The 26,387-nt window shown below is 67.0% G+C and carries 23 protein-coding genes; 13 read left to right on the forward strand and 10 right to left on the reverse strand.

All coding sequences use genetic code 11. The features are described from left to right. Positions 1-62: 62 nt before the first annotated feature. The 7 genes from dnaK to EDF39_RS04190 all read left to right on the forward strand — a co-directional run bounded on the left by dnaK (position 63) and on the right by EDF39_RS04190 (position 7,705). Complete coding sequence (gene dnaK, locus EDF39_RS04160) at positions 63-1,925, forward strand: molecular chaperone DnaK (RefSeq protein WP_055961183.1); 1,863 nt, start codon at positions 63-65, stop codon at positions 1,923-1,925. A gap of 3 nt (positions 1,926-1,928) precedes the next feature. Beyond that, positions 1,929-2,540 carry a nucleotide exchange factor GrpE gene (locus EDF39_RS04165; RefSeq protein WP_233572961.1) on the forward strand — a complete coding sequence of 204 codons (612 nt, stop codon included), beginning with the start codon at positions 1,929-1,931 and terminating at the stop codon, positions 2,538-2,540. 94 nt (positions 2,541-2,634) lie between these two features. Then, positions 2,635-3,630, forward strand: a complete 996-nt coding sequence (locus EDF39_RS04170) for a DnaJ C-terminal domain-containing protein (RefSeq protein WP_055961180.1) — start codon at positions 2,635-2,637, stop codon at positions 3,628-3,630. Between the two features lie 48 nt (positions 3,631-3,678). Beyond that, the gene (locus EDF39_RS04175; protein ID WP_055961177.1) at positions 3,679-4,089 is read left to right on the forward strand and encodes a heat shock protein transcriptional repressor HspR; all 411 of its coding nucleotides are present in this window, start codon (positions 3,679-3,681) and stop codon (positions 4,087-4,089) included. A gap of 69 nt (positions 4,090-4,158) precedes the next feature. Further along, the gene (locus tag EDF39_RS04180; protein WP_123940732.1) at positions 4,159-5,253 is read left to right on the forward strand and encodes an acyltransferase; all 1,095 of its coding nucleotides are present in this window, start codon (positions 4,159-4,161) and stop codon (positions 5,251-5,253) included. A gap of 57 nt (positions 5,254-5,310) precedes the next feature. Then, positions 5,311-6,060 carry an aminoglycoside 3'-phosphotransferase gene (locus EDF39_RS04185; protein WP_233572962.1) on the forward strand — a complete coding sequence of 250 codons (750 nt, stop codon included), beginning with the start codon at positions 5,311-5,313 and terminating at the stop codon, positions 6,058-6,060. A 64-nt stretch (positions 6,061-6,124) separates the two neighbouring features. Further along, positions 6,125-7,705 carry a glycosyltransferase gene (locus tag EDF39_RS04190; RefSeq protein ID WP_123940734.1) on the forward strand — a complete coding sequence of 527 codons (1,581 nt, stop codon included), beginning with the start codon at positions 6,125-6,127 and terminating at the stop codon, positions 7,703-7,705. Here EDF39_RS04190 and EDF39_RS04195 read toward each other — a convergent pair. After that, complete coding sequence (locus EDF39_RS04195) at positions 7,668-8,372, reverse strand: GntR family transcriptional regulator (protein ID WP_123940736.1); 705 nt, start codon at positions 8,370-8,372, stop codon at positions 7,668-7,670. The two genes, EDF39_RS04190 and EDF39_RS04195, sit on opposite strands and share 38 nt — an antisense overlap. 165 nt (positions 8,373-8,537) lie before the next feature. Here EDF39_RS04195 and EDF39_RS04200 point away from each other — a divergent pair, with 165 nt between their 5' ends. After that, entirely contained in the window at positions 8,538-8,951 is a 414-nt protein-coding gene (locus tag EDF39_RS04200) for a hypothetical protein (protein ID WP_123940738.1), read from the forward strand. A 36-nt stretch (positions 8,952-8,987) separates the two neighbouring features. Continuing rightward, positions 8,988-10,115, forward strand: coding sequence for a class I SAM-dependent methyltransferase (locus tag EDF39_RS04205; RefSeq protein ID WP_123940740.1), 1,128 nt, complete (start codon positions 8,988-8,990; stop codon positions 10,113-10,115). On the opposite strand, the gene EDF39_RS04210 is transcribed toward EDF39_RS04205, so the two are convergent. The 3 genes from EDF39_RS04210 to EDF39_RS04220 form a co-directional block, all read right to left on the reverse strand. Next, the gene (locus EDF39_RS04210; RefSeq protein WP_123940742.1) at positions 10,090-10,509 is read right to left on the reverse strand and encodes a pilus assembly protein CpaE; all 420 of its coding nucleotides are present in this window, start codon (positions 10,507-10,509) and stop codon (positions 10,090-10,092) included. The two genes, EDF39_RS04205 and EDF39_RS04210, sit on opposite strands and share 26 nt — an antisense overlap. Positions 10,510-10,573: 64 nt before the next feature. Then, a complete protein-coding gene (locus EDF39_RS04215) occupies positions 10,574-10,996 on the reverse strand; it encodes a DUF3060 domain-containing protein (RefSeq protein ID WP_123940744.1) in 423 nt (140 codons plus the stop codon). A 90-nt stretch (positions 10,997-11,086) separates the two neighbouring features. Continuing rightward, positions 11,087-13,804: a hypothetical protein gene (locus EDF39_RS04220; RefSeq protein WP_123940746.1), complete on the reverse strand. Its 2,718-nt coding sequence runs from the start codon at positions 13,802-13,804 to the stop codon at positions 11,087-11,089. 172 nt (positions 13,805-13,976) lie between these two features. On the opposite strand from EDF39_RS04220, the gene EDF39_RS04225 reads away from it, so the two are divergent. Beyond that, positions 13,977-16,178, forward strand: coding sequence for an ATP-dependent Clp protease ATP-binding subunit (locus tag EDF39_RS04225; protein WP_123940747.1), 2,202 nt, complete (start codon positions 13,977-13,979; stop codon positions 16,176-16,178). Between the two features lie 59 nt (positions 16,179-16,237). Here the strand turns inward: EDF39_RS04225 and EDF39_RS04230 are convergent, their stop codons facing one another. The 5 genes from EDF39_RS04230 to EDF39_RS04250 form a co-directional block, all read right to left on the reverse strand. Then, positions 16,238-16,837, reverse strand: coding sequence for a nitroreductase family protein (locus EDF39_RS04230; protein WP_123940749.1), 600 nt, complete (start codon positions 16,835-16,837; stop codon positions 16,238-16,240). Between the two features lie 114 nt (positions 16,838-16,951). Further along, positions 16,952-17,392 carry a hypothetical protein gene (locus EDF39_RS04235; protein ID WP_123940751.1) on the reverse strand — a complete coding sequence of 147 codons (441 nt, stop codon included), beginning with the start codon at positions 17,390-17,392 and terminating at the stop codon, positions 16,952-16,954. Continuing rightward, positions 17,389-18,444, reverse strand: a complete 1,056-nt coding sequence (locus EDF39_RS04240) for a low specificity L-threonine aldolase (RefSeq protein ID WP_233572963.1) — start codon at positions 18,442-18,444, stop codon at positions 17,389-17,391. Before EDF39_RS04240 ends, EDF39_RS04235 begins: the two co-directional genes overlap by 4 nt. A gap of 33 nt (positions 18,445-18,477) precedes the next feature. Beyond that, on the reverse strand, positions 18,478-20,781 hold the full coding sequence (locus EDF39_RS04245) for a transglycosylase domain-containing protein (protein ID WP_158613154.1): 2,304 nt from the start codon (positions 20,779-20,781) through the stop codon (positions 18,478-18,480). A 35-nt stretch (positions 20,782-20,816) separates the two neighbouring features. Next, positions 20,817-21,632, reverse strand: a complete 816-nt coding sequence (locus EDF39_RS04250) for an alpha/beta fold hydrolase (RefSeq protein ID WP_123940757.1) — start codon at positions 21,630-21,632, stop codon at positions 20,817-20,819. A 38-nt stretch (positions 21,633-21,670) separates the two neighbouring features. Between EDF39_RS04250 and EDF39_RS04255 the strand changes: the two genes are divergently transcribed. Continuing rightward, positions 21,671-22,597, forward strand: a complete 927-nt coding sequence (locus EDF39_RS04255) for an AEC family transporter (protein WP_123940759.1) — start codon at positions 21,671-21,673, stop codon at positions 22,595-22,597. Positions 22,598-22,859: 262 nt separating this feature from the next. On the opposite strand, the gene EDF39_RS04260 is transcribed toward EDF39_RS04255, so the two are convergent. After that, positions 22,860-23,699 (reverse strand): exodeoxyribonuclease III, encoded by an 840-nt coding sequence (locus EDF39_RS04260; protein ID WP_123940761.1) that lies wholly within the window; start codon positions 23,697-23,699, stop codon positions 22,860-22,862. Positions 23,700-23,792: 93 nt separating this feature from the next. Here EDF39_RS04260 and pyrE point away from each other — a divergent pair, with 93 nt between their 5' ends. Together pyrE and EDF39_RS04270 are read left to right on the forward strand one after the other, a co-directional pair. Further along, positions 23,793-24,344, forward strand: a complete 552-nt coding sequence (gene pyrE / locus EDF39_RS04265) for an orotate phosphoribosyltransferase (protein ID WP_055962361.1) — start codon at positions 23,793-23,795, stop codon at positions 24,342-24,344. Then, positions 24,341-26,386, forward strand: a complete 2,046-nt coding sequence (locus tag EDF39_RS04270; protein ID WP_123940763.1) for a septum formation family protein — start codon at positions 24,341-24,343, stop codon at positions 26,384-26,386. The genes pyrE and EDF39_RS04270 overlap by 4 nt, the downstream gene beginning before the upstream one ends. Position 26,387 lies beyond the last annotated feature (1 nt).

Consider the following 26,387-nt stretch of genomic DNA (forward strand, 5'->3'; position numbering starts at 1 on the left):
CCGATCCTCAGATTTGTTCGGCTGCCTTGCGCAGCACCCGCACGACGAAGGAGAACAGCCACATGGCACGTGCAGTAGGAATCGACCTCGGTACCACCAACTCGGTGGTGGCCGTCCTCGAAGGTGGCGAGCCCACCGTTATCGCCAACGCCGAGGGTCTTCGCACGACCCCCTCGGTCGTGGCGTTCACCAAAGACGGCGAGGTGCTGGTCGGCGAGACCGCCAAGCGCCAGAACGTCACCAACGTCGACCGCACCATCGCGTCGGTCAAGCGTCACGTCGGCACCGACTGGAAGGTCGAGATCGACGACAAGAAGTACACCCCGCAAGAGATCTCGGCGCGCATCCTCGGCAAGCTCAAGCGCGACGCCGAGCAGTACCTCGGCGAAGACGTGACCGACGCGGTCATCACCGTCCCGGCCTACTTCAACGACTCCGAGCGTCAGGCGACGAAGGAGGCCGGCGAGATCGCGGGCCTCAACGTGCTCCGCATCATCAACGAGCCGACCGCCGCCGCTCTCGCCTACGGCCTCGACAAGGGCAAAGAAGACGAGCTCATCCTGGTCTTCGACCTCGGTGGCGGAACCTTCGACGTCTCCCTCCTCGAGGTGGGCAAAGACGACGACTTCTCGACCATCCAGGTGCGCTCGACCTCGGGCGACAACCGCCTCGGCGGCGACGACTGGGACAACCGCATCGTCGAGCACCTGATCAAGAAGTTCAAAGACGCGAACGGCGTCGACCTCTCGACCGACAAGATCGCCAAGCAGCGCCTCAAAGAGGCCGCGGAGCAGGCGAAGAAGGAGCTCAGCTCCTCGACCTCGACGAGCATTCAGCTCCCGTACCTCACGCTGACGGCAGAGGGCCCGCTCAACCTCGACGAGACGATCTCGCGCTCGCAGTTCGAGCAGTGGACCTCCGACCTCCTCGACCGCACCAAGAAGCCGTTCAACGACGTCATCAAGGAGGCCGGCGTCAAGGTCTCCGACATCTCGCACGTCGTGCTCGTGGGTGGTTCCACCCGCATGCCCGCCGTGACCGAGGTCGTCAAGCAGCTGACCGGTGGCCAGGAGCCCAACAAGGGCGTCAACCCCGACGAGGTCGTCGCCGTCGGAGCAGCCCTTCAGGCCGGCGTCCTCAAGGGAGAGCGCAAAGACGTCCTCCTCATCGACGTCACGCCCCTGTCGCTCGGTATCGAGACCAAGGGTGGCGCGATGACCAAGCTCATCGAGCGCAACACGGCCATCCCGACCAAGCGCAGCGAGACCTTCACCACGGCCGACGACAACCAGCCGTCCGTCGCGATCCAGGTCTTCCAGGGCGAGCGCGAGTTCACCCGCGACAACAAGAACCTCGGCACCTTCGAGCTCACGGGTATCGCTCCGGCGCCCCGCGGTATCCCGCAGGTCGAGGTCACCTTCGACATCGACGCCAACGGCATCGTGCACGTGTCGGCGAAAGACAAGGGCACCGGCAAAGAGCAGTCGATGGTCATCTCGGGCGGCTCGTCGCTGTCGAAGGACGACATCGATCGCATGGTCCGCGAGGCCGAAGAGCACGCCGCCGAAGACAAGGCTCGCCGCGAGGCGAACGAGGTCCGCAACAACGGCGAGCAGATGGTCTACTCCATCGAGAAGCTCCTCAAGGAGAACGACGAGAAGCTTCCCGCCGATGTGAAGACCGAGGTCCAGGCCGACGTCGACGCGCTCAAGACGGCTCTCGCCGGCGACGACGAGGCGGCCATCAAGCCGGCCGTCGACAAGCTCTCCGAGTCGCAGCAGAAGATCGGTCAGGCGCTCTACGCGTCCGACCAGGCTTCCGCTTCGGCACCGACCGACGAGCAGCCGGCTGACGGCCAGGCTCAGGGCGACGACGAAGACATCGTCGACGCCGAGGTCGTCGACGACGAAGACGACAAGAAGTAGCCGATGGTTGACGAAAAGAACGGCGCTCCCGACGAGGAGCCCACCGTGCCCGCCGCCGACCAGCCGCAGCCCGGTGAGGCGACTCCCTCCGAAGACGGCGGCACCGCCGACGTCGACGGCGCGGAGGAGCTCATCGAGGCCGAGGGCCCTGATGTCGAACTGAGCACCGAAGACGAGGCCATCCTCGATCAGGCGTCGGTCGACCTCGTGGCCGACATGCGCCAAGACATGCTCCGTGCTCAGGCCGAGCTGGTGAACTTCCGCAAGCGCGTCGAGCGTGACCGCGAAGCCAACCGCGACGCCGTGATCGCCGAGGTCGTCCGGGCGGTCCTGCCGGCCCTCGACGACCTCAGCCGTGCCGAGCAGCACGGCGACCTCGCCGATGGGCCCATGGTGGTCATCGCGCAGAAGCTCCGCGGCGGTTTCGACCGCTTCGGGCTGACGCAGATCGGTGCCAAGGGCGACGTGTTCGACCCGAAGATCCACGAGGCGATCGTCCAGCTCCCGACGGCCGACGTCGCGGTCAACACCGTGGCCGACGTCATCGAGCCGGGCTACACCCTCGGTGACCGAGTCCTTCGGGCGGCCAAGGTCGCCGTCTCGGTCCCGGCCTAGCACCACCAGCACTACCGGCGGCGGGTCCCCTCGGGGGCCCGCCGCCCATACTTGGAACCAGCAGACTTCTGAAACACACGAAAGGCGGCGCCCCTTGGCCAGCCAGGATTGGTTCGACAAAGACTTCTACGCCGTTCTCGGCGTCTCGAAAGACGTCACCCCGGCCGAGCTCAAGAAGGTCTACCGCAAGCTCGCCCGCAAGTACCACCCCGACTCGAACCCGGGCGACGCGGCGGCCGAAGCGAAGTTCAAAGAGATCTCCGAGGCCCACTCCGTGCTCTCCGACGCGGAGCAGCGCAAAGAATACGACCAGATCCGCGCCATGGGGTCGGGGGCCCGATTCACGGCCGGGTCAGGCGCTCAGGGTGGTGGCGGAGGCGGTTTCGAAGACGTCTTCGGCGGCATGTTCGGCCAGCAGGGCGGCGGCCGGCGCACCTCGGGTGGCGGCGGAGGCGGCTTCGAAGACATCTTCAGCGGGATGTTCGGCGGCGGCGGCTTCGGGCAGACCTCGGGCGGCTACCGCGGCTACGGCGGGCCCACCAAGGGTCGCGACATCGTTGCCTCCACGACGCTCGACTTCCGCACCGCCATCGGCGGCGACACGATCACTCTCACGCAGGCGCAGGGCAAGCCGATCAAGGTGCGCATCCCCGCGGGCGTGCACGACGGCCAGAAGATCCGCCTCCGTGGCCGCGGAGAGCCGAGTGCCGACGGCGGTGAATCCGGCGACATCGTTCTGACGGTGGCTGTGCGACCGCACCCGATCTTCGAGCGCGACGGCCTCAACCTCCGTCTCGACGTTCCCGTGACCTTCGCCGAGGCGGCGCTCGGGGCGACCATCGAGGTTCCGACGCTCGGTGGCGAGCCGGTCCGGCTGCGCGTTGCTCCGGGCACTCCGAGCGGGCGCGTCCTGCGGGTGAAGGGGCGCGGCGTCGACGCGAAAGACGGCAAGGGAGACCTGCTGGCAACCGTGCAGGTCGCGGTTCCCTCGCACCTCAGCGACCGGGCTCGCGAGGCCGTCGAGGCTCTGGCCGAGGCGCTTCCCGGCGAGAACCCCCGGAGCGACCTGCTCGATCGAGCGCGTCAGTAGCGACCAGTCCTGCAACAGACGTCCACCGAACCGACGCGGAGGCCCGCCATGGATGAACACTCCCCGATCTTCGCGATCGCGGTCGCGGCCGAGCTCGCCGAGATGCATCCGCAGACGCTGCGGCAGTATGACCGGCTGGGGCTCGTCACCCCGACCCGAACGGCCGGCAAGTCTCGGCGGTATTCGATGCGCGACGTCAATCAGCTGCGGGAGATCTCACGGCTGAGCGGTGAGGGTGTCAGCCTGGAAGGGATCAAAAGGATCCTCGAGCTCGAGAATCAGGTCACCGCACTTCAGTCGCGGGTCCGCGAGCTCGAATCGGCTCTGGCCGACGAATTACTGAACCGGCCGGGGTCGCGCGTCTTCGCGGCATCGCAACACGGCGGTGCCGTTCCTCTTCGGCATGGCGCGCGGCCTCAGCGCCCGACGGCTGTCGTGCTCTGGCGGCCACACAACTAACCCTTCTGTACTCTCTCGAAATCTGATATTCTTCATAGAATAATCGTCAGGTGTTCGAGGGGGTGTCGAATGGCAACGCAGACTCGCTCTGCCGGCCGCGTGGTCACACGCGCCAACAGCTTCGACGCCCTGAGGCTCTTCGCGGCCCTCGTCGTCGTCTTCCAGCACGGCCACGCCGGTCTCGGCTTCGGAGAGGGCTTCCATATTTCGGGGCTCTTCGACGGGGTCGCGATCTTCTTCGTACTCTCCGGTCTGCTCGTCTACTCGTCCGCCCAGAGTCTGGCGAGTCGGGGCATCGGCTGGAAGACGTTCTTCATCAACCGGTATCTCCGCATCGCGCCCGCGCTTCTCGCCTTCGCCGTGTTGGCCCCGGTGCTCTTCCTCCTCGTCGGCGCCGTCTCGCCGAAGCAGTTGCTGACGTTCCCTCTGGTGGTGTGGTTCGGAGCCTTCCTCGCCCTTCTGCCGAACTACCACCCGCCGTTCTTCCAGGGCATCGGCAACGGTGTCATCAACGGCCCGCTCTATACGATCCCTGCCGAGTGCAGCTTCTACCTGATCGTGCCCTTGCTGGTCGTGGCCATCCGCCGCTGGGGCCTTGCGAAGATACTCGTGCCGTACTTCGTCGTCACGGTCGGGTGCGGCGTGATCTCGGGGGCGATGGGTGGCCTTGTCGGCAATGTGCTCCATCACACGTTCCTCGAGCGCGGCTCGTACTTCGGTGTGGGCATCCTGCTCGCGCACTACGGCAGTCGCATCCCGCTCAAGCGCGGCTTCGCCCTCCTGGCGGCGGCGATCTACTTCGGCTTGGTCACGCTCGGCCCGATGCCGGCTGTCGAGTCGGTCTACGGCCTGTTCAAGTCCGCCCTCGTCGCGGCGCCCCTCGGCTATCTCATCCTCTTCGTCGGGCTCAAGGCCCCCGCGGTCTTTCGGGGTATCAGCAACAAAATCGGCGACCTCAGCTACGGCATCTACATCTGGCACTCCTTCGTGATCGCCTTGCTGGCCTGGGCGGGCCTCTCGGGGGAGTGGTTCGTGATGCTCCTCCTCGTCGCGATCACTCTCGTGTTGGCCCTCGGCTCGTGGTTCGTCGTCGAGAAACCCGCTCTCGGTCTGAAGCGAGTGAGTGTCAGAAGTCTCCGTCCATCGACTCCGGCTCGCGTCTAGCCGTTCCTCTCCGCTCGCGCGCTTGGAGAGCCGGGCTCGGCCTGCAAGCATGGTGTGGTGAAGATAGCTCAGCTGCCACGCGGCCCCGTTCCGGTGCCACCCCGGGTCGAGGCACTCGCGGCCGGCGCCGAGGTCACTCCGGTCTGGCTCAACGAGGTGGGTGGCCTGACCTTCCAACTCGGGCACGGCGAAACGCGTCGCTTCGCGAAGTGGGCGCCTCACGGCCGCGGCCTCGACCTCCGCGCCGAAGAGGAGCGCCTGCGATGGGCGCGTTCGTTCACGCCGGTGCCGACGGTGCTCGCCTCGGGCCGAGACCCCGATGCCGACTGGCTCGTCACGCAGGGGCTCCCGGGCCGCAGCGCGGTCGACGCACGGTGGCGTGCCGAGCCGGAGCGCGCGGTCGCGGCGTTGGGCACGGGCCTGCGGCGGCTACACGACGGCCTGCCGGTCGACGAGTGCCCGTTCGACTGGTCGGTCGAGACGCGACTGGCGCGGTCTGAGAAGGCGACCACGAAGGATCCTGCGCTTCTCCCGTTCGGCCCCGTGCCTTCCGTCGATCGTCTGGTGGTCTGTCACGGCGACCCGTGCGCCCCCAATACCCTCATCACCGACGATGGGAGCTGGGCAGGCCATGTCGATCTGGATGCGCTGGGGGTCGCTGATCGCTGGGCCGACATCGCGGTGGCGACGATGAGTCTCGGGTGGAACTACGGGCCGGGTTGGGACGATGTCTTTCTGCAGGCCTATGGTGTGAAGCCCGACGCGCAGAGAACAGCGTTCTATCGGTCGCTCTGGAATGGGACCTGAGATCGACTCGGAAATCAGCCAAGGGTATGAAAATTCGAAATACCTGTCGGCCTAGGATCAAAGCATGCCCTTCACGCAGTCACAGCCCGTGGTTCACGACGGCCTTGCGGGCCACCAGGGGACCACGACCCGGCAGAATGGCCCGACCCGTCGCCTTGCCAAGGTCGTGTCGCACGTGTACTTCGCCGCGAACGTCATTGCCTGGGTCGCGCTGTGCGTTCTGGCAATTACGGGCATCCTCGTCGTCCGTCAGCCGCTCGACCCGATCGATGTCGTCGTCGCCGTTCCGCTCGGGCTCGGCATCGGAACGGTCTGGTTGGGTGGGCTGCGCGCCTATGCGTTCTTCCTCGCTCGGCGGCCCCTCCGCCGGGCGCGTGCTGCCTCTGTTCCCGAGTCGTCGGCGTCGTCTTCCCGGGTCGCGCTGCTCTATTGCACCGCCGACGACGTCAACCCCGAGGCCCTGCGTCAGTCCGCTCGGCAGACGCACGACGATGTGACGGTGGTGATTCTCGACGATTCGTCGTCGGTTGAGGCGCGGGCGACCGTCGACCTCCTAGCAGCCGAGCTGGATGCCCTCGTCGTGCGGCGCGAGGCCAAACGTGGCTTCAAGGCGGGCAACCTCAACAACTTCTTCCGGTCGGGTCCTCGATTCGACCACTACGCGATCCTCGACAGCGACGAGATTCTGCAGCCGACCTTCGTCGAGCGAGCACTCGATCACTTCGCTGCGGGCGGGCCCGGCGATCGGATCGGCGTCGTCCAGGGGCGCCACGAGGCGAAGTCGGGGGAGACCCAGTTCACCAGCGAGTTCGCGCCGATGCTCGGCACCCACGTCGCCACGAACCAGCTCTCGCGCTCCGCTGTCGGCTTCTCGATGTTCATGGGTCGCGGAGCCCTGCTGAACGATGCCGTGATCCGAGCTACCGGCGGGTTCCCCGAGGTCGTGGCCGAAGACGTGGCTTTCACCATCCGAGCGCGCGAGGCCGGATTCCGCGTGCAGTACGCCCCCGACATCGTCAGCGTCGAAGACTTTCCCATCGACTATCACGCCTTCAAAAAGCAGCACGGCAAGATGGTTCAGGGGGCAACCGAGCTGATTCGCCTGTTCGCCCTTCCCGCCCTGCGGTCGCGCATGACTCCGGCCGAGAAGCTCGACCTTCTCGTCGAGCTCGTCATGATCCCCCTCGGCTCGCTTCTCGGGCTCTTCTTGTTCGCGACGTCGCTCGTGACGTCGTCGCTCGGTGTTCCGCTCTTCTCGATGTGGGTCGGGTTCGGGCTCGCCGCGAGTGGCCTCGCTCCGCTGATACCCGAGGCCCTGCGGCGCACGAGCCGGGCGACGCCGTTGGCCGGCGCCATCTTCCTGGGGCGTGCCTTCGCGCTTTATAGCTCGATGTTCTGGACCACCCTGCGTTCGGTCGTCCGGGTCGTCATAGGGCGTCGGGCCCTCTTCGTCATCACGCCGAAGCACCGGTCGAAGGCAGGCTGGCGGGCCACAGTCTTGGCCGATCTGATCGTCGCGGTCGTTGCGCTCGCAGTGTCGTTCGCCCTGTCGGGGTCGTTTGCGCCCGCGATGACAGCCGTGGCCGCAGCGGCCGCGGCGATCTACCTCACGCGCTTCGGCGGGAGAGCGGCCGTTCCGAGCTGACGGGCCCGTGCCCAGGAGTCTCGACGGGCAGCTGATGCAAGCGCTCGGCAGCGAGCTCGGCGGCGATCGCGTCGCCGGCCTCGACGGCGGATCGGAGGTCGCGGAACGACTGCGTGAGATCGGGCCAGTTGAAGATGCGCACCAGGTTGGGCAGCCGCAGCTTGAAGGCCAGCCCGGCACTCGTGTCGTGGCTCAGCTTGATCAGGTGGCTGTTGCCGCACTGCTCGACGAAGAGGTCGAACGTGGCGAGCGCGTGGACGTTGAGCGCGGGAACATCGCGTCGCTCGAGGTCGACCAGGCACGAATCGATCGAACCCAGGATCCGCGCCCGTACGTCATCCGCGAGAAGTGGCGTGGCGAGACGCACGGCCCCGCCGAAGATCACCCCGAGCGTCTGAACGACCTCGAATGCCTCCTCGGCTCGCGGTGTGGCGACCCGGGTGTAGCGGTTCGGCATGACCTCGACCAGGCCGGCGTGCTCGAGATCGTTGAGGGCCTCCCGGATGGGCGTGCGCGAGCACCCGAGCCACTCGGCGAGCTCGTCGTCGGACAGGCGCTCGCCGGGAGTGAAGGTGCCGTCGAGAATCGCGCGACGGATCTCGTGCCGGATCTTGTCGCGCATGAGCATGCGCGGGCTGGACGGGGAGCTGACGATCGGGACAGGCATGGATCTCTCCTGAGAAAGGTGCGGATGGTCCGTTAACTCTTCTAGGCGTCTGATTATCTGTCAAGTACTTCATTGAAAATACAGAATTACGCCGTTCGCGGCTGTCGACTGGGCCTTTTCCCGCTACCCCTCGACACCACGGCAGCGCACTCCTAGAGTTCGTCCATGAAGAAGCTGTCAGGGGCTGTCTCTCATCCTCTCGTCGTCGAAGAGCCGCTCGTCCTCACCGGCACGGCGCTCCGGGGTGCGCTCGTCTGCGACGGAGGGTCGCTCGATCTCCGTGGCGCCGTCGCCGACAAGCTCACGATCGAACCGGGCGGGTATGTGCTTCTCAGCGGCACCTGCACGGGCTCGATCGTCGTCCACCCCGGTGCTCTGCTTGAGATCTCCGGCACGGTCACCGGCCAGATCTCCCGAAACGACGGCGAGGTGTGGGCGATGGCCGGGGCGACGATCGGGGGCCGCATGGTTGGCAGCGGCGGTTTCTTCGTCGAACCCGATCCCTCCGCGCCCCGGGCCGTCGATCCGCCGCGATTCCGAATCGCCGGGCAGGGGACCCTCGTCGACGTCGTCGCCTGAGTCGGGCGTCGCCCGGCCGCCCCCTAGGGTTGAATCATGCCTTTCGACTTCGCCGACCTCCGCCGCCGCCCCGATTTCGAAGCCGCGAACCTCGTCGCCGTCGACGCGACCGACCGTCTCCTCCTCGACGAGGCTGCAACCGCGCTCGGCGCGGCCTCCGCAGGCCAGGTCGTCGTCATCGGCGACCACTACGGAGCCCTGACTCTCGGTGCGGCGGCCCTCCACGGCCTGACTGGCATTCGCGTGCACCAGGATCCCCTCGTCAGCGAACTCGCACTCGGCCTCAACGCCGACGAGGCGGGTCTTGCCGGCACCTACACCCAGCACGCGCTCGACGAGAGCCTGGTGGCGGGCGCCCGGGTCGTGCTCCTGCAGCTGCCGCGCAGCCTCGCCGCTCTCGACGAGATCGCCGGCCTCATCGCCCGTCACGCCGACCCCGAGGTCGTCGTCTTTGCGGGCGGCCGTCTCAAGCACATGGCCACGACCATGAACGACGTGCTCCGCGAGCACTTCGAGGTGCTCTACGCCGGCCTGGCCCGCCAGAAGTCGCGTGTGCTTACGGCGTCCGAGCCCGTCTCTCCGCCCGTCGTGTCGACCTGGCCGCGCACTCAGCGCCACGACGACCTCGGGCTCGAGATCAAAGCGTTCGGCGGCACGTTCGCCGGCGCGAAGATCGATATCGGCACCCGCGCGCTGCTCGAGGTGCTGCCGCAGGCGGTGCCCGGGGCGGAGACGATCGTCGACCTCGGGTGCGGGTCGGGTGTGCTCGCCGTGGCCGCGGCGGTCGCGCGGCCGTCGGCGCAGATTGTGGCAAGCGACCAGTCGGCAGCGGCGGTGGCGTCGACGCGAGCCACTGCCGAGGCGAATGGAGCGGCCGAGCGGGTGACCGTGGTGCGTGACGATGCGCTGGCGAGTCAGCCCGACGGATCCTTCGATTTGGTTCTGCTCAACCCGCCGTTCCACGTCGACGCCGCGGTCGAGCCGGGTGTCGCGCTCAAGCTCTTCGAGGCCGCCGCGCGCGTGCTCAAGCCCGGTGGCGAGCTCTGGACGGTCTACAACTCGCACCTCAAGCACCGCGACACCCTCCAGGAGGTCGTCGGCGAGACGCGTCAGGTGACGCGCAACCCGAAGTTCACGGTCACGGCGTCGGTTCGTCGGGGCTGATCTCGAGGCTCGACTTGATGTAGTCGAGCAGGGCGAGGGCGTAGGCGCTTTCGGCGTCGGTCGCCGAGTAGTTGTCGAGCCGGGTCTCGACGGTGAAGTCGGTGCCCTGGTGGGTGAGTGAGCGGAATGACGGGCCCAGAAGGATCCGCAGCTGGTCTTCTCGAGGAAGCCAGAGTGAGTCGTCGGCCGCCACCGAGTCGAGCGCCCACTCGGTGGTGCCGTTGAAGCCGAGCACCGTACCGCCGGAGTAGTCGTGTGCCTCGATGGTCATCTCGCTGATGGTGAAGACCTCGTCGGCGAATTCGTCGCCGTCGATGGCGAATCGATCGCCGGGCGTGGGGCGCCAGCGGAGCCCCGCGTCGCGGAGGGCCCGGGCGAGAGCGGCTGTGATCATCGGTTCATTGTGCTCTGGAACGCTGAAGGGCGCCTCCCGGGGGAGGCGCCCTTGTGACGCGGTGCTATTTGGCGACTGCCGTGTTCGTGCCGACGAATTCGCCAGCTTCGATGATTTCGGGAGCCTCGCCGGAGTAGGTGACGGTGTTGCCGTGCCCCTCGAAAATGAGCTTTTTCGTGGGGCCCAGGTCGATGGTGGCGTCTTCGGTTTGAACGAAGACGGTGTCGCATCCGTCGGGGAGCGAGGCTGTCTTGTTCGTCGTGTTGATGAGGGCTTGCCCATCGACGCAGGTGTTGATGTTGGCCGGAAGCTCGACCTCGGGGGTCGCAGTTGCGGGCGGTGTGGTCCTTGCAGTGCTGGACGGGCTGGTCGGGCTGGATGTGCTGGTCGAGGTGTCAGCTGCGGTCGGGGTGGACGTGGTGCAGCCGGTGAGTGTGGCGAGCAGGGCGAGGCCCGCGAGGGCGGCCGCGATCGGGGTCTGTGGCATGAGGTGCTTCCTGCGAGTGACGGTCCCGCCGGACGGAGCTCTGTTGGCTCCGCCCGGCGGGGTGGGTGGTGCGGTGGGGTGTCGCCGGTGTTATTTGGTGGGGGCGGTGATGGTGGCGGTGAAGGGGGTCACCGTGGTCGTGCCACCGAGGGTGTAGCGGGCTTCGAGGTTCCAGGTCCAGTTGCTGATGCCGCCGGTGGCTTGCCAGTTGCCTTGGTTGTCGACGTTGGCCATGGCGACGAGGCGGTCGGTTGCCATGTTCCCGGTGGTCCAGATCTCGACGTGCCCGCCGGTGGCGCCGAGTCCTTTGAAGGTGGCGAGGTTGGCGCCGTTCTGGACGAATGAGTCGACGTGTCCGTCTGCTCCGGGGGTGGTGAGTTCGAAGTCGTGGACGGTGCCGGTGGGTGCTTTGACGGTGATGGTGAAGAACACGTTCTGGACGATGCCGTTGGTGTTGACTTTGGCGCGGAGCATCTGGGTGCCGACGGGGAGGTTGGCGCCCTTCGCGGTCCAGGTTTCGGTGGTGCCGGTGAGGCCGGTTGCGACGACGGTGCTGCCGGACCAGATCTCGACGGAGGTGTTCTTCTTTGCTTTGCCGGTGAAGTCGACGAGTCCGTTGATCTGGGTGATTTCGCCGCCGTCTTTCGGGTTCGTCAGCTCGAATGCGGTGCCCTGTTCGGCTTTGACGGTGATGGTGAAGAACACGTTCTGGACGATGCCGTTGGTGTTGACTTTGGCGCGGAGCAGGTGGGTGCCGACGGGGAGGTTGGCGCCCTTCGCGGTCCAGGTTTCGGTGGTGCCGGTCAGGCCGGTTGCGACGACGGTGCTGCCGGACCAGATCTCGACGGAGGTGTTCTTCTTTGCTTTGCCGGTGAAGTCGACGAGTCCGTTGACCTGGGTGATTTCGCCGCCGTCTTTCGGGTTCGTCAGTTCGAACTGGGTGCCCTGTTCGGCTTTGACGGTGATCGTGCGGTAGTGATTCTCGGCTGGCTGTCCGGCGGTGGTGACTTTGAAGCGGACGTTGTGGGTGCCGGCGGGGAGGGTGGCGAGGGTCTGCCAGGTGTTGGAGTCGCTGGCGGTGGCGCTGCCGACGACGTTGCCGCCGAAGATCACCTGAACGTTGGCGCCCGCTCGTGCGGTGCCTTCGAGGGAGGCCTTGCCGTCGGCCAGGGTGACTTCTCCGCCGTTTTTCGGGTTCGTGACCTCGAACGTCGCGGCCTCGGCCTCTTCGGGTTTGTCGGGGTTGACGGTGATGGTCTCTTCGGTGGTCAGGTTGCCTTTGGAGAGCATGCGGGCGGTGTAGGTGTGCTGATAGTCACCCTTGACGCCGGTGATGTCGCGGCTCCAGTTGCCGGAGTTGAGGGCCTGGAAGGAGGCGAGGCGGGTGCCGTTTTCGTGGAGGCTGATGTTCGCAAGGGACTGACCTTCTCCGGTGAAGTGGAGGGTGCCGCCGTCGGTGTCGCTGTTGTTGCGGGGGGTGAGGATCTCGACCGGGTTGCCGTAGTTGACGTCGACTTCGCGGACGAGGCTGTTGGCGTCGCCGATGGTCTGGAACACCTCGAAGGTTTGAGTGCCAGCGCCGGGGGCGGTGACGGGGGTGGACCAGTTGCCCTTGGGGTCGGCGTCGGTCTCGGTCTTGTCGCCGTTTTCATCGAGGATGGTGATGTGGGCGGCGCTCTCGGCTTTGCCAGAGAGGATGACGTTCTCGTTGTTGTTGGCCCCGAACTTGTGCTCGACGGTGAGGTCGGCGATCGTCATCATGATGGTGAACGTCTTCGGCCCGCCGACTGACTTCGAGTCGATCCACTGCTCGAAGGTGACGTCGTTGGAGCCGAGGGCGAGGCCGCGGACGGTGGCGGTCGCGGTGCCGGTGCGGCCGAGGGAGACGTCGGTGTTTTGGTACTCGACGGTGGCACCAGGGGTTCCGGTGATCTCGACGTCGGCAGTGTTGTTCTTGATGCTGGTGGCGGTGACCTTGAAGCTCAAGGGTGTGGTCTTCACATCGACGACAAAGCTGGATTTGCCGAGCGATTCGTTGCCGTCGAACTGTTCCATCTCGAACGTGTTCTCACCGATCTCCAGGTTGCGGACGGTGGTCGTCCACTCACCTGTCGCGGAGTCGGCGATGATCTCCTTGTTCCCGATCACCACACGCGCACCCGGGACCGCTTGGCCCTTGATCGTCGCGGTTCGGTTGTAGACGTCGACGCTGGTCGCCTCGGCGGAAAAGGCGGGTTTGAATTCATCAAGGAGCGTGATCGAATCTGCGGACCCTCGCCCCTGAAAATAGGCGGATGTCGGGTTCCCCTGGGCGCTGGCGCCGAAGTAAAGCGGGGTAGTCGTGGTGCTGAGCTTCACGACTAGGCCCTTCCCTGATGAATACTCGTTTGCAACATCCCCCCAGCGAAACTGCTGGGCTTCGGATCCGTCGCAGGTGGCAACTTTGGGAACGGAACCGGTTACAGAACCCACCACGCACAGATTTTCGGCCGCACCTGTGCCGCGAATTGGACCTTCCGAGCCGACTGCCGGGATGCTGAAGTCGACGGCCACTGCTCTTGCTTCAGCAAGGGTATTTTTCGACATTCCCGTGACGTTTTGGCCAGCTCGAAGCTCTTGAGGCACGAAGTATTTCCCCGGGGTCCCCTCGGCCCCGCCGTAGTTGATAGTGATCAGCTTGCCGATGACCTGATTGGAACGGGATTCGGAGGCCGCGGGCGCAGCGCTAGCAGCAGCCCCGAGCGAGAGCGACGACGCGAGCGTCAACGCGGCGAGGCCGAAAGCGGCCCCGGTCTTAGCGATAGTCATGAAGGGTTTGTGTCTTTCTGATCGGCCCGCAGAGCGCGGGCGGAGAGAACGGAGTAAATAAATATTACATCTACACTCCAAATATCTCAAACAGAGCTAAAAAGCGTGGTGGCGCGCCGGGTCTCCGACGAATAAACTTGAGTCGGATCAACTCAACTTCGAAAGGTGACTCATGGCGAACATGCAAGGCGCGCCGGCCTCCGACGAGAAGCAGAAGAGCGCCCTCGAGCAGTACGGCGTCGATCTGACGGCGATCGCGGCGAGCGGCAAGCTCGACCCCGTTATCGGGCGAGACACCGAGATCCGGCGCGTCAGCCAGGTGCTGACCAGGCGCACGAAGAACAACCCCGTGCTCATCGGCGAGCCGGGCGTCGGCAAGACGGCGGTCGTAGAGGGCCTGGCACAGCGGATCATCGCAGGTGACGTGGCCGACTCGCTCAAGGGCAAGAGGCTGATCTCACTCGACATCTCGGCGCTCGTCGCCGGCGCCATGTACCGCGGCCAGTTCGAGGAGCGCCTCAAGGCTGTGCTCAAAGAGATCACCGAATCCGACGGCCAGGTGATCACGTTCATCGACGAGCTCCACACCCTCATGGGTGCGGGCGGCGGCGAGGGATCGGTGGCAGCGGCGAACATGCTCAAGCCGATGCTGGCCCGCGGCGAGCTGCGGCTGATCGGCGCGACGACGCTCGACGAGTACCGCCAGTACATCGAGAAAGACGCCGCCCTCGAACGCCGCTTTCAGCAGGTCTACGTCGGCGAGCCCAGCGTCGAAGACACGATCGCCATTCTCCGCGGCCTGAAGGAGCGCTACGAGGCGCACCACGGCATCACGATCGCCGACAGCGCGCTCGTCGCAGCCGCATCCCTCAGCAACCGCTACATCTCGGGTCGGCAACTGCCCGACAAGGCGATCGACCTGGTCGACGAGGCCGGATCCCGCCTCAAGATGGAGATCGACTCATCCCCCCTTGAACTCGACGAGCTCTACCGCTCCCTGGCGCGGATGCAGGTCGAAGAGCTGGCGCTCAAAAAAGAGAAGGATCCCGCGAGCCGCGCCCGACTCGACGCCCTGCGCGACGAGATGACCGCGCGGCAGCAGACCTACGCCGACCTCAATCGTCGGTGGCAGGCCGAGAAAGCTGCCCTCCAGGGCGTGGGTGAGCTCAAGGGGCAGCTGAACGAAGCCCGCATCGAGCTCGATCGGGCCATGCGCGAGGGGCGCTACCAAGACGCCTCGAAGATCAACTACGAGACAATCCCCGAGATCGAGAAGAGCATCGCCGACGCCGAGAGCATCGAGGAGTCGGGTGACCGGATGGTCAACGACCAGGTCACCGACGCCGACATCGCGGAGGTCGTCGCGGCGTGGACGGGCATCCCGGTCGGGCGGCTGCTCGCGGCCGAGACCGAGAAACTGCTGCACCTCGAAAACGAGTTGGGGCGGAGGATCATCGGGCAGCGAGAGGCCGTGACGGCGGTGAGTGAGGCCGTGCGGCGGACCAGGGCCGGGATCTCGGATCCTGATCGCCCGACGGGCTCGTTCCTGTTTCTCGGGCCGACCGGCGTCGGCAAGACCGAGTTGGCGCGCGCACTCGCGGAGTTCCTGTTCGACGACGAGAAGGCGATGATCCGCATCGACATGTCGGAGTACGGCGAGGCACACACGGTGTCGCGGCTGGTCGGGGCGCCTCCCGGGTACGTCGGCTACGAGGCCGGCGGGCAGCTGACCGAAGCGGTGAGGCGGAGACCGTACAGCGTGGTGCTGCTCGACGAGGTCGAAAAGGCGCACCCCGACGTCTTCGACATTCTGCTGCAGGTGCTCGACGACGGACGCCTCACCGATGGCCAGGGGCGGACGGTCGACTTCCGGAACGTGATCCTCGTGCTGACCTCGAACATCGGCAGCCAGTTCTTGGTCGACCCGGTGCTGACGCAGGAGCAGAAAGAGGAGGCCGTCCAGGCGACGCTGCGGCAGGCCTTCAAGCCGGAGTTCTTGAACCGGCTCGACGACATCGTTCTGTTCACGACACTGTCGCAAGACGACCTCGGGCAGATCGTGTCGCTGTACGTCGACCGACTGGCCCGGAGGCTCTCGGATCGTCGTCTCGAGCTGGCAGTGACTCCGGACGCCCGGGCCTGGTTGGCGGAGCGCGGCTACGACCCCATCTATGGGGCCCGGCCGCTGCGTCGACTCATGCAGCGGCAGATCGACGACAACCTCGCTCGAGCGCTGCTCGGCGGTGTGATCGTCGACGGCGACACGGTTCTGGTCGACGTGGCCGAAGGAGGCGAGTCGCTGACGGTCGTCAAGTCGGAGCCGACCGATCTGACATCACCGGCGCCGCAGCCGACCGACCCGGCCTCGGAGTGAGAGAAGGGCCCGGGCGCCAAACGGTGCCCGGGCCCTGCTCGTACGCGTGACGCCCGCGATCAGTCGCGGCGCAGAACCAGCTCGTCGAGCTCGAGGCGCGTACGGGGCAGCGTCTCGCGCTCGGCCAGCTTCTCGGGGAGCTGGTCGGCGGGGGCGACGACTCCGACCGCGCTCACGGTGACGGGCAGAAGGCGGGCGGGAAGGTCGAAGGCGGCTCGGAGTCCGTCGACCTCGATGCCGGCCATCTGGTGCACGTGGAGGCCCTCGGCGTGAGCCTGAACCGTCAGCGCCGAGACCGCGAGCCCGAGGTCGTACTGGGCCCCGGCGCGAGCGTCGCCCTCTTCGGACTCGGTCTCGGCGATGGCCACGACGAGCGCGGCGGCGTTGCCCGCCCACAGCGTGTTGAAGCCCATCAGGTTGGCGAGGATCGTGTCGAAGGTCGCGGTTCCGCGGCGCCCGACGATGAAGCGTCGCGGCTGCAGGTTGAGGGCCGACGGCGCCCAGCGCGCGGCCTCGAGCAGGGCCGTCACCTGCTCGTCAGAGACGGTGGCGGTCGGGTCAAAGGAGCGGGGGCTCCAGCGCTCGTCGAGAAGGTCGACGAGAGGCACCGAGGTCTCGGAGGTGCGAACCGTGGTGGCGGACTGGTCTGTGATGGTCATGGCTGCTCCTGAACTAGTGAAGTCTGACTCCGCACCGTCGAGGAGAACTCGTCTGCTGAACACCCTAGGCGCAGTATCTATGCCCGCGCATGCTTATGTCGTGACGCGGCGCCCTCAGCCACCGAGGTGCGAGACGACTGCCGAATCGATCATCTGCTGAGTGACCGAGTAGAGCGCCACGACGAGGATCGCGGCCACCACGGGCAACCAGAAGGCGAGAATGCGTCGCGCGACGAAAAGCCCGGCGAACACCGACGCGAAGACGGCGAGACCGATCGGGGCGAACTCGGCGAGGACGTTCGCGAGGGCGGCGCCCGGCACCGACCCCTCCGCTGAGTCGGCCCGTGTCAGTGCCTCGACGACATAGACCGCCACCAGGATGTACAGGATCGCCGTGAAGATCGCTGTGATTGCCACGTCGCCCGTGCGGAGGGGGCGTCGCTTCGGCTTGGCCGGACGCCCCGGGGCGACGGCCCCGGCGGGAAGCCCGGGGCGAGACGTGCCAGGGCTGGTAGCAGGCACGGGAATGCCCGAAGGATCCGACGGCTCGGTCACGAGAGCACGCCCAGTTCGCGACGGATCGACGCCACGAGTGAATCGACGTCGTCGGTCGTCGTATCGAAGGAGCACATCAGTCGCACCTCGCCCGTCTCTCTGTTCCAGTCGTAGAACCGGTGTTCGGCGCGGACCGTCTCGATGATCGGTTTCGGGAGGACCACGAAGACGGCGTTGGCTTCGACCGCCTGCGTGATCGTGACGCCGGGGAGGTCGACGAGCGCGTCGCGAAGGCGGAGCGCGAGTGCGTTGGCGTGCTGCGCTGACCGGAGCCAGAGATCACCCTCGAGGAGTGCCACGAACTGGGCCGACACGAAGCGCATCTTCGAGGGGAGCTGCGCGTCCATCTTGCGGATGTATGTGATGCCCTCGAGACCCGCGTCGCTCAGCGAGACGACCGACTCGCCGATGAGGAGGCCGTTTTTGGTGCCGCCGAACGAGACCGCGTCGACTCCGGCGTCGCGCGTCATCTGCTGGAGTGTGGCCCCGGTGCTCGCTGCGGCGTTGGCGATTCGTGCACCGTCGAGGTGCACCGTCATGCCGAGGGAGTGCGCGTGTTGCGTGATCGCCCTGATTTCGGAGACCGAGTAGGCCGTTCCCATCTCGGTCGTCTGTGTGATCGAGACGGCCAGGGGCTGCGGGCGCTGCTGGTCGCCCCACCCGTAGGCTTGCCGGTCGATCAGATCGGGTGTCAGCTTGCCGTCGGTGGTCGGAACGGAGAGGAGTTTCAGCCCGCCCAGGCGCTCGGGAGCCCCACCCTCGTCGGTGTAGATGTGCGCGGTCGATGCGCAGATGACGGCGCCCCAGCGCGGAACGAGCGCCTGGAGGGCGGCCACGTTGGCGCCCGTGCCGGTGAGGACGGGGTAGACGGTCGAGCCGGCGCCGAAGTGCTGCTCGACGAGTTCGCTGAATCGCGCCGTGTAGGGGTCGGCGCCGTAGGAGGCGACGTGGCCGCCGTTCGCGTCGGCCAGCGCCTGAATGACCTCGGGGTGGGCGCCCGAGTAGTTGTCGGAGGCGAACGAGTGAAGTGCGGGATCGTGCAGAGGAGTCACCTGCCCAGTCTCTCTCACGAAGAGAGGGCCGACCTACTCGTTGCCCGGCGGGGTGGGCGCGGGCGCGGTGGGGGCCGGCTCGGTGCCTGACGTCGGTGGGGCAGCCGGCTCGTCGTTCTGAGGCGCCGGGGCTGTGCCGTTGCTGTCGTCGTTACCGTCGCCGGTCTTGTCGAGCTCGCCGTCGGGCTCACCCTCGGTCTCGTCGGCGCCGAGCGGCAGCGGGGTGGTGCGGGGACGGTATTCGGGCGCCGCTGCCGCGAAGGCGTCTCCGCCGTAGGCAACGTTGATGGCCGACTGCAGGCCGCGCCAGATGTTCAGCCGCTGCACGTTCATCGCGCCGTAGGTGCCATAGATGCGGTACTGGTTTTGGTGGCCCTCGATGTTGCCGATCCAGGAGGCCGTGACGACCTTCGACGAGCCGCCGACGAGCCAGGTCTGTTCGGCGTGGTCGGTCGTTCCGGTCTTGCCGAGGATCGGCACGCCGTCGCGCGGGTTGGCGGAGGTCGCCGTGCCCGACGCGAAGACCCCCTGCATCGCCACCGCGGCCTTGGCTACGACATCGGCGTCGATGACCTGCTCGCACTTCGTCGTCTGGCCGCGAAGGGTCGTGCCGGCGTCGTCGACCATCGAGTCGATGAACGTCGGTTCGCAGTAGGTGCCGCCGTTGGCGATGGCGGCGAAGGCCGCTGCCATGGTGAGCGGAGCGACGGTGTTGCCGGAGCCGATGACGGACGACGGATAGGCGGAGAGCTTGCCGCCGTCGGCGGGGTGGACGCCGAGCGACTTGGCGGTGTCGCGGATGTCGCAGAGGTCGAGCTTCTGGGCCATCGCCGCGTAGCCCGTGTTGATCGAGCGGATCGTGGCCTGGAGGGCTGTGACCGTGCCCGGGTTGCCGAAGTCGTCGTTCATGGGGTCGAAGCGGGTGTAGTCGGGAGCCCCGCAGGCGGTCATCGGGCTGAAGTCGCGCGGAGTCGCATTGACCGTGTCGTACAGGCTGTGGCCCTTCTTCAGCCAGTCGAGAAGTGTGAAGGGTTTGTAGGTCGACCCGGGTTGAAAGCCGGTTGAGCTGCCCCACTTCTCGTCGACGGCGTAGTTGACCGCGGTCGTGCCGGGCCCGCCGCCCCGGAGGGTGTCGTCGAAGTCTTTGTTCTGGGCCATCACGATGACGCGCCCGGTGCCCGCCTCGACGGAGGTGGCCACGGCACCCAGCGCGTATCGAGTCTCGGTTTTGGGGGCGTAGGTGTCGACCAGCTCTTTCGCCTTCGCCGTGAGATCGAGATCGAGCGAGGTGTGGATCTCGTATCCGCCGAGTCGCCAGTTGCGGTCGCGGTCGGCGGCCGTCTTGCCCAGGGCCGGAAGCGTCTTCACGACGCGGCGGATCAGGTCGCACCACTGCTGGGCTCCGGCCTCCGTCACCGCCATGCAGCCCTGCGTCGCGGGGGTGAGATGGACGTACGAACCGATGCGCGCTTTGAGGGCCTTCGTGAGCGACGCCTTCGACATCATCTTTTCGTTCGCCATCGACCGGAGGATCACGTCGCGCCGAGCCTTATTGGCCTTGTAGTGCTTCGGTGAGGAGAGGTTGCGGCTTTCGGGGTACTGGACGGTCGCGATGAGACTGGCCGCCTCGGCCGGCGTCAGCGTCTTGGAGCTCTTGCCGAGGTAGTGCTGGGCCGCCGCCTCGACGCCGTACGCCTGATCGCCGAAATAGACGATGTTGAGGTAGGCGAGCAGGATCTCTTTCTTGCTGTATTTCTTCTCGAGACCGATTGCGAGCTTCATCTCGGCGATCTTGCGAGCCGTCGACTTCTCGGTGGCTTTTGCATAGGCCTTCTGACGGGCCTTCTCCGTGTCGAGCGACATGGCCTTCGCCACGAGGATGTTGCGAACCAGCTGCATCGACAGGGTCGAGCCGCCACCCGCCGACCCGAGCTCTTTCGTCGCCAGGCTGCCGACACCCGCCCGGACGAGCGAGTTGAGATCGACGGCACCGTGCTCGAAGAAGCGCCGGTCTTCACCCGCGACCGCGGCGTTCTTCAGGTTTTTGGAGACGTCGTTCCACCCGACCGTCACGCGGTTCTCGCTGTAGAGGGTGGCCAGCGGCACCTCCTGGCCACCCTTGTGCGCGTAGACGACATTGCGCTGCTGCAGTTTGCCGATCTCGATATAGTCGGGGACCTGATCGAAGGCGCTAATCGCACCCGAGGCTGCTTGACCGGCCACCGCAACGCCGGGCGTGATGGCGACGCTGACGAGGAGGCCGGCCACAGTGCAGAGGGCAACGATGCCGAGCAGGGCTGTAAGGGCGCGACGTGGTTGCGAGGTAGTGACTCCCATAGACAACATGGTATGTCACACCTCAGACATCCAGACTAGAGCTGTCGAGATTCGAGCCAGGTGTTCAGGATCCTGACGAATTCATCGGGGCGCTCGACGCTCGGCAAGTGCGCCGAGTCGGGAAACCGCGCCCCCGACGAGTCGGGGACGGTCGAGAGGAGGTACTCGGTCGCGGCCAACTCGCCCGAGAGGTCGTGCTCGCCGACGACGATGAGCGCGGGCAGCTCGATGTCGACGGTGCGGTAGTAGGCCGGAGACTCGAGGGGGACGGGCTTGGGTGCCTCGGTCAGGTGCGGCAGATTGGCCGCATTGAGTGCGTAGGCCTGCTCGAGAAACGCCGGTTCGAGTTCGAGCAGGTCTCGCGTCGGCCCCGCGGCCCAGAGCGCGGCCTCGACGCGATTGAGTTGCGTGTGGTCTCCCGCTGCCAGCAGGGCGTCGAGTTCGTCGAACAACTCGTTCTCGCGCTCGGTCATCTCGACCTCCGGAAAACCGCTCGGCACCGACCCGACGGTGACAAGGCCGGTGAAGCGGTCGGGGTGCTCGACGACGGCGTCGATCGCGATCCGGCCCCCGCGGGAAGCGCCGATGAGGGTGGCCCGGTCGATGCCCGCGGCGCCCATCACGGCGAGAAGGTCGTCGACCTCCGAGAAGTGGACGTCGTCGGTTGCCGTGTCACCGAAACCCCGGGTGTCGTAGCGCAGGATCCTGTGGTTCTGGGCCAGACCCGGCACGATCGGATCCCACATCCGCCGCGTCGCCACCCCCGCGTGGATCAGCACCAGAGCCGGAGCGTTCGGCTCTCCGTCGAGCTCGTAGGCGAATGTGCCCCCGTTGAAAACAGTCTTAGCCATGGCTCGAGGCTAACGCCGCAGCCACCAGACTGGGGAGTATGGCTGGAGTTCTGATCGGGTTCGCAATCATCGGCGCGGTCATTCTGATCGGGTACGTCGTCGGGCGCATCGATCTGCTCGGACCGCAAGGGCACCGCGTGCTCAGCCAACTCGTCTTCTTCGTGCTCACCCCGTGCCTGCTCTTCACGACCATCTCGAAGGCCGACGTGCACGTGCTGTTCTCGCCCATCTTGATCGTGTCGACCCTCGCGGCGCTCACCGCGGCGGCGATCTCGATCGTGGTGCTGCGGCTCGTGCTTCGTCGCTCGGTGCCCGAGACCACCATGGGCACGATGGCGGGGGCCTACGTCAACGCCAACAACATCGGCATCCCCGTCGCCGTGTACGTCTTGGGGAGTGCCACCTATGTAGCCCCGGTCCTGCTCTTTCAGCTGCTGATTCTGACGCCGGTCGTGCTGACGATCATGGACGTGTCGACGAACCGAGGATCCGGCAGCAGCCGCTTGGCCACCGTGACGCGCCCGTTCCGCAATCCCCTCCTCATCGCCTCTCTCCTCGGCGTGCTCGTCTCGGTGTTCGACATCCGCATTCCCACCGACGTGCTCGAACCGTTCGCGTTGATCGGTGCCGCCGCCGTGCCGGTCGTGCTGATCTCGTTCGGCATGTCGCTGCACGGGCAGAAGCCGCTGCAGGCGGGGAGCGCGCGGGTGGACGTACTCGTCGAGAGCGCACTCAAGGTCGTGGTGATGCCCGTTGTGGCGTGGATCCTCGGCGCTTTCGTGTTCGACTTCGGGCACGACGAGCTCTTCGTGACGGTGGTGCTCGCCGGGCTGCCGAGTGCGCAGAACGCGTTCAACTACGCGCAGCGCTATCAGACGGGGGTGGTCGTGGCGCGGGACACGGTATTGATCACGACGATTGCCGCGGTGCCCGTGCTCGTCGTCGTCGCGGCCCTCTTAAAGTAGGCCCGCCCGCTCCTTCTCAGACGTGCTGCGGACTAGCCGCTGCGCCGCGGCGCGTCTCCCAGTCCGCTCAACGTCCGCCAGTCGCCGGCCCTCGTAGCCGCCGCGCGGCACCGAATCGCGCTCGCCGCGGCACACGTCGGTGTGACGATCCTGGCCACCCGGATCATGAATTCGCCGGAGTTACTCCCGGGTGCACACTCCGACAACGTGATCGTCATTGGCTCTGCAGACGTCTCCGTCGAATTCATAGCCCCTGAACAAATCAGAAGATCATTGGCCGATCGTCGTCGTCACCCGGGTCGACATCGAGGTCGACGACGACGGGCACGTGGTCGCTCGGCGCATCACCCTTGCGCTCGTTGCGGTCGATGCGCGCGCTCGTGACGAGGTCGGCGAACGGCTTCGAGCCGAGGATGAAGTCGATCCGCATGCCCTCGTTGCGCGGAAAACGAAGCTGCTTGTAATCCCAGTAGGTGTAGCCCTCGGGGAGGCGCGGCCGAACGACGTCGGTCAGCAGCCCCTTCGTCTGGAAGGCGGCGAATGCGTCGCGTTCGGCCGGGCTGGTGTGGGTGTGGCCTTCGAAGACCGCGGGATCCCATACGTCGGAGTCGAGCGGCGCCACATTCCAGTCGCCCATCAGCGCGAGCGGCTGCTCGGGGTTGGCCTTGATCCAGCCCCCGGTCTCGTCGCGGAGCTTGGCCAGCCAGTCGAGCTTGTAGACGTAGTGCGGGTCGTCGAGTTCGCGACCGTTCGGCACGTACAGGCTCCAGAGCCGGACGCCGTCGACGGTGACGCCGATCGCTCGGGCCTCTTTTGGCGCCTCGGACGACTCGACGCCCTTGGCGAAGCCGGGCTGCGACGGGAAGGTGATCTCGACGTCGTCCATCGGGAGGCGGCTGGCGAAGCCGACGCCGTTCCACTGCGACAGGCCGTGCAGCTCGACGTCGTACCCGGCCTCCTGGAAGACGTCGTACGGAAACTGCTCCGGTTTGCACTTCAGCTCTTGCATGCCGAGCACGTCGACGTCTTCGCGCACGAGCCAATCGACGACGCGGCCCGCACGGGCTCGAATGGAGTTGACGTTCCAGGTGGCGACTCGCATGCACCCACGCTACTAAGAGCCGGCGACACCGGTGTCCAGCCGCCCCGCGAACGGGGCGTGAGGCCGTGGAGAGGGGCCGGGTACCATGTGGGCGTGACCGACGTACGCCAGAAGCTCATCGACTACATCAGCGAACTCGCCGTTTTCCACGGAGACTTCACGCTGACCAGCGGCAAGAAGGCGTCGTACTACGTCGATCTGCGCAAGGTCAGCCTCGATCACCGGGTGGCCCCGTTGATCGGCCAGGTGATGGTCGACCTCATCGACGAGGTGCCCGACGTCTTCGCCGTGGGCGGTCTCACCATGGGCGCCGACCCCATCGCCACCGCGGTTCTGCACCAGGGCGCCGCCGCCGGCAAAGACTACGACGCCTTCGTCGTGCGCAAAGAGCCCAAAGACCACGGTCGCGGTCGCCAGGTCGAAGGCCCGGAGCTCGACGGCAAGCGCGTCATCGTGCTCGAAGACACCTCGACGACCGGCGGCTCGCCGCTGAAGGCGATCGAGGCGCTCGAGAAGGTGGGCGCAGTCGTCGTCGGAGTCGCGGTCGTGGTCGATCGATCCACCGGTGCCCGAGAGGTGATCGAGGCGGCCGGCTACCCGTACTTCGCAGCTATCAGTCTGGACGACCTCGGGTTGGAGCCGTGAGCGACGAGCGTCGCCCGGGCGACGATCCCGAGGCGGAGGGCACAGGATCCGCGACGCCGCCCCCGGCAGCACGCGAATCCGCTGTTCCCGCCACCCCCACCGAGCCCGACGCCTCGCAGACCGTTCCGATCGTTCCGCGTCGGCTGCCGAGTGCCGAGGCCTTCTTCGGCGAGCCGCGTCCGCCGCGGCATTCCGCTCGGGTCGAGCCGCCCGTGACCCCCGCAGCACCCCTGCCTGTCCCGCCTTCGGCCGCCACACCGGCGTCTCCCGAGTCACCCCACCCGATGTCGCTCGATCTCTCGGCCCTCCGCGGCCAGCGCGACGACGCGCTCGACGAAGACCGATCGGCCGACGCCCCCGAACCCTGGAGTCTCTCGACCCCGACCGTCGCCGAACCCCTTGACACGTCGGCACTGCCGGCGCACGACGGCCGCGGAGAGACGCCCACCTCCGACTTCGGCGCGGTCTTCGGGGCGACCCCGACCGCTCCCGTCCACGTCGTTCCCCCGCAGGATCCCGCTCCCGCGAGTTCCGAATCCCCGCCCGCTCGTGCTGCCTCGTTCACGGAGCTCATCTCGGTGCCCCCGGCCGATGCGGCGACGTCGAGCGAGCCCTCCCGCTTCGATTGGACGGATCTGCCGCCCGTCGAACCGGCCTCGCGTGAGCCTGAGCCTCTCATGCCTGAGCCCGCTGCGCCCGAGCCGGTCAGGCCTGAGCCCGTGACGTCGGCGCCTGAGCCCGTGGCGTCGGTACCTGATGCAGTGACAAGGGACGAGACGCCGACGGTCGCCGCGCCGGTCGTGTGGTCGCTCGACGACCTCGAGCCCGAGCCGGCGGCGACCCCGACTGCCTCCGCGGCTGCAGCTGTGCCGGACCAAGACGAGCTGCCGGACTCGGTTCGGCCCTCTGTCGAACAGCCCGGTGCCGAGCCCCTCGACCCGGCCGACGACGTCGATGCCGTGGCTGCGCTGTTTGGGGAGGACGCCCGCCCCGAGGTCGCCGACCCCGCGGCAGACGATCTGCCGCCGGGCGGACCGGACGGTGCCTGGGCGGACGAGCCGGTGGATCCTGAGCTTCCTGTCACGCAGGCGATGTCGGCCGTACCGGCAGAGACCGACGCCGCTTTCGCCCGGCCCGACCCGGCTCCGAATGATGCGCCGACCGTCGCCTTCGTACCCCCCGTGGTGCCTGCGACCCCCGCGACGCCCGTGGTGCCTGTCACGCCCGTGTCGACCGTCACGCCCGACGTGCCGACGCGCGTGGTGCCGGTGACGCCGACGGAGCGTCCGCTGCCGTTCGGAGGAGCCAGCTCGCGGACCATCACGCCGATCGACGTTTCGAAGGCGCCCGCGGCCTGGGCTTCGGCCGCGCCCGTAGCGCCGACCGCATCGACGGCGACGCCGGCCGCGGTCCGCCCGCGCGCGCAGGGGGGTGGGGGATCGGATGCCGGACGCCGCCGGATCCTGCTCTTCGTCGGAATCGCCGTCGCCTTCATCGTCGTGCTCGCAGCGCTCTTCTTCTTCGGGCGGGTTCTGGCCGGGGGGTCCGACTCGACGGCCGCACCGATCGCCACGGCCACTCCGAAGGCGACCGCGACCAGCACGTCGAAAGCCACACCGAAGGTGAGCAGCACGCCTACTCCGAAGGCGACCGCGGCTTCGGGCCTCGCGGCGCCCGGCGTGCATCCCTATACCGAACTCGGTGGCGGCGAGTGCCTGTCGGCGTTCACCGACGCCTGGCAGTCGAGCTACACCGTCGTCGACTGCGGGACGCCCCACGTCGCCCAGCTCGTCTACGTCGGAACGCTCGACGGGGCCGCCGGGTCGACCTACCCGGGTGCTGCGGCTCTCGAGGCGCAGGTCTCGCCGCAGTGCCAGTCCGATAAGGCCATCAACCTGAGCGCCGCACAGGCCTACACCGACGTGCAGGTGTCAGACAGCTTCCCGTCGACCGCGGAGGAGTGGGCGGCGGGTTCGCGGACGTTTTACTGCTTCGTGAACCGCACCGGCGGCGACCAACTGTCGAGCAGCCTGGCGCCGTAGA

This window comes from Frondihabitans sp. PhB161, assembly GCF_003814635.1.
Taxonomy (GTDB): Bacteria; Actinomycetota; Actinomycetes; order Actinomycetales; family Microbacteriaceae; genus Frondihabitans.

Excerpts from the sequence above, each read along its gene's own strand:
- dnaK (WP_055961183.1), top strand. The coding sequence starts at position 63 with ATGGCACGTGCAGTAGGAATCGACCTCGGTACCACCAACTCGGTGGTG.
- EDF39_RS04165 (WP_233572961.1), top strand. The coding sequence starts at position 1,929 with ATGGTTGACGAAAAGAACGGCGCTCCCGACGAGGAGCCCACCGTGCCC.
- EDF39_RS04175 (WP_055961177.1), top strand. The coding sequence starts at position 3,679 with ATGGATGAACACTCCCCGATCTTCGCGATCGCGGTCGCGGCCGAGCTC.
- EDF39_RS04180 (WP_123940732.1), top strand. The coding sequence starts at position 4,159 with ATGGCAACGCAGACTCGCTCTGCCGGCCGCGTGGTCACACGCGCCAAC.
- EDF39_RS04190 (WP_123940734.1), top strand. The coding sequence starts at position 6,125 with ATGCCCTTCACGCAGTCACAGCCCGTGGTTCACGACGGCCTTGCGGGC.
- EDF39_RS04195 (WP_123940736.1), bottom strand. The coding sequence starts at position 8,372 with ATGCCTGTCCCGATCGTCAGCTCCCCGTCCAGCCCGCGCATGCTCATG.
- EDF39_RS04200 (WP_123940738.1), top strand. The coding sequence starts at position 8,538 with ATGAAGAAGCTGTCAGGGGCTGTCTCTCATCCTCTCGTCGTCGAAGAG.
- EDF39_RS04205 (WP_123940740.1), top strand. The coding sequence starts at position 8,988 with ATGCCTTTCGACTTCGCCGACCTCCGCCGCCGCCCCGATTTCGAAGCC.
- EDF39_RS04210 (WP_123940742.1), bottom strand. The coding sequence starts at position 10,509 with ATGATCACAGCCGCTCTCGCCCGGGCCCTCCGCGACGCGGGGCTCCGC.
- EDF39_RS04215 (WP_123940744.1), bottom strand. The coding sequence starts at position 10,996 with ATGCCACAGACCCCGATCGCGGCCGCCCTCGCGGGCCTCGCCCTGCTC.
- EDF39_RS04220 (WP_123940746.1), bottom strand. The coding sequence starts at position 13,804 with ATGACTATCGCTAAGACCGGGGCCGCTTTCGGCCTCGCCGCGTTGACG.
- EDF39_RS04225 (WP_123940747.1), top strand. The coding sequence starts at position 13,977 with ATGGCGAACATGCAAGGCGCGCCGGCCTCCGACGAGAAGCAGAAGAGC.
- EDF39_RS04230 (WP_123940749.1), bottom strand. The coding sequence starts at position 16,837 with ATGACCATCACAGACCAGTCCGCCACCACGGTTCGCACCTCCGAGACC.
- EDF39_RS04245 (WP_158613154.1), bottom strand. The coding sequence starts at position 20,781 with ATGGGAGTCACTACCTCGCAACCACGTCGCGCCCTTACAGCCCTGCTC.
- EDF39_RS04250 (WP_123940757.1), bottom strand. The coding sequence starts at position 21,632 with ATGGCTAAGACTGTTTTCAACGGGGGCACATTCGCCTACGAGCTCGAC.
- EDF39_RS04255 (WP_123940759.1), top strand. The coding sequence starts at position 21,671 with ATGGCTGGAGTTCTGATCGGGTTCGCAATCATCGGCGCGGTCATTCTG.
- EDF39_RS04260 (WP_123940761.1), bottom strand. The coding sequence starts at position 23,699 with ATGCGAGTCGCCACCTGGAACGTCAACTCCATTCGAGCCCGTGCGGGC.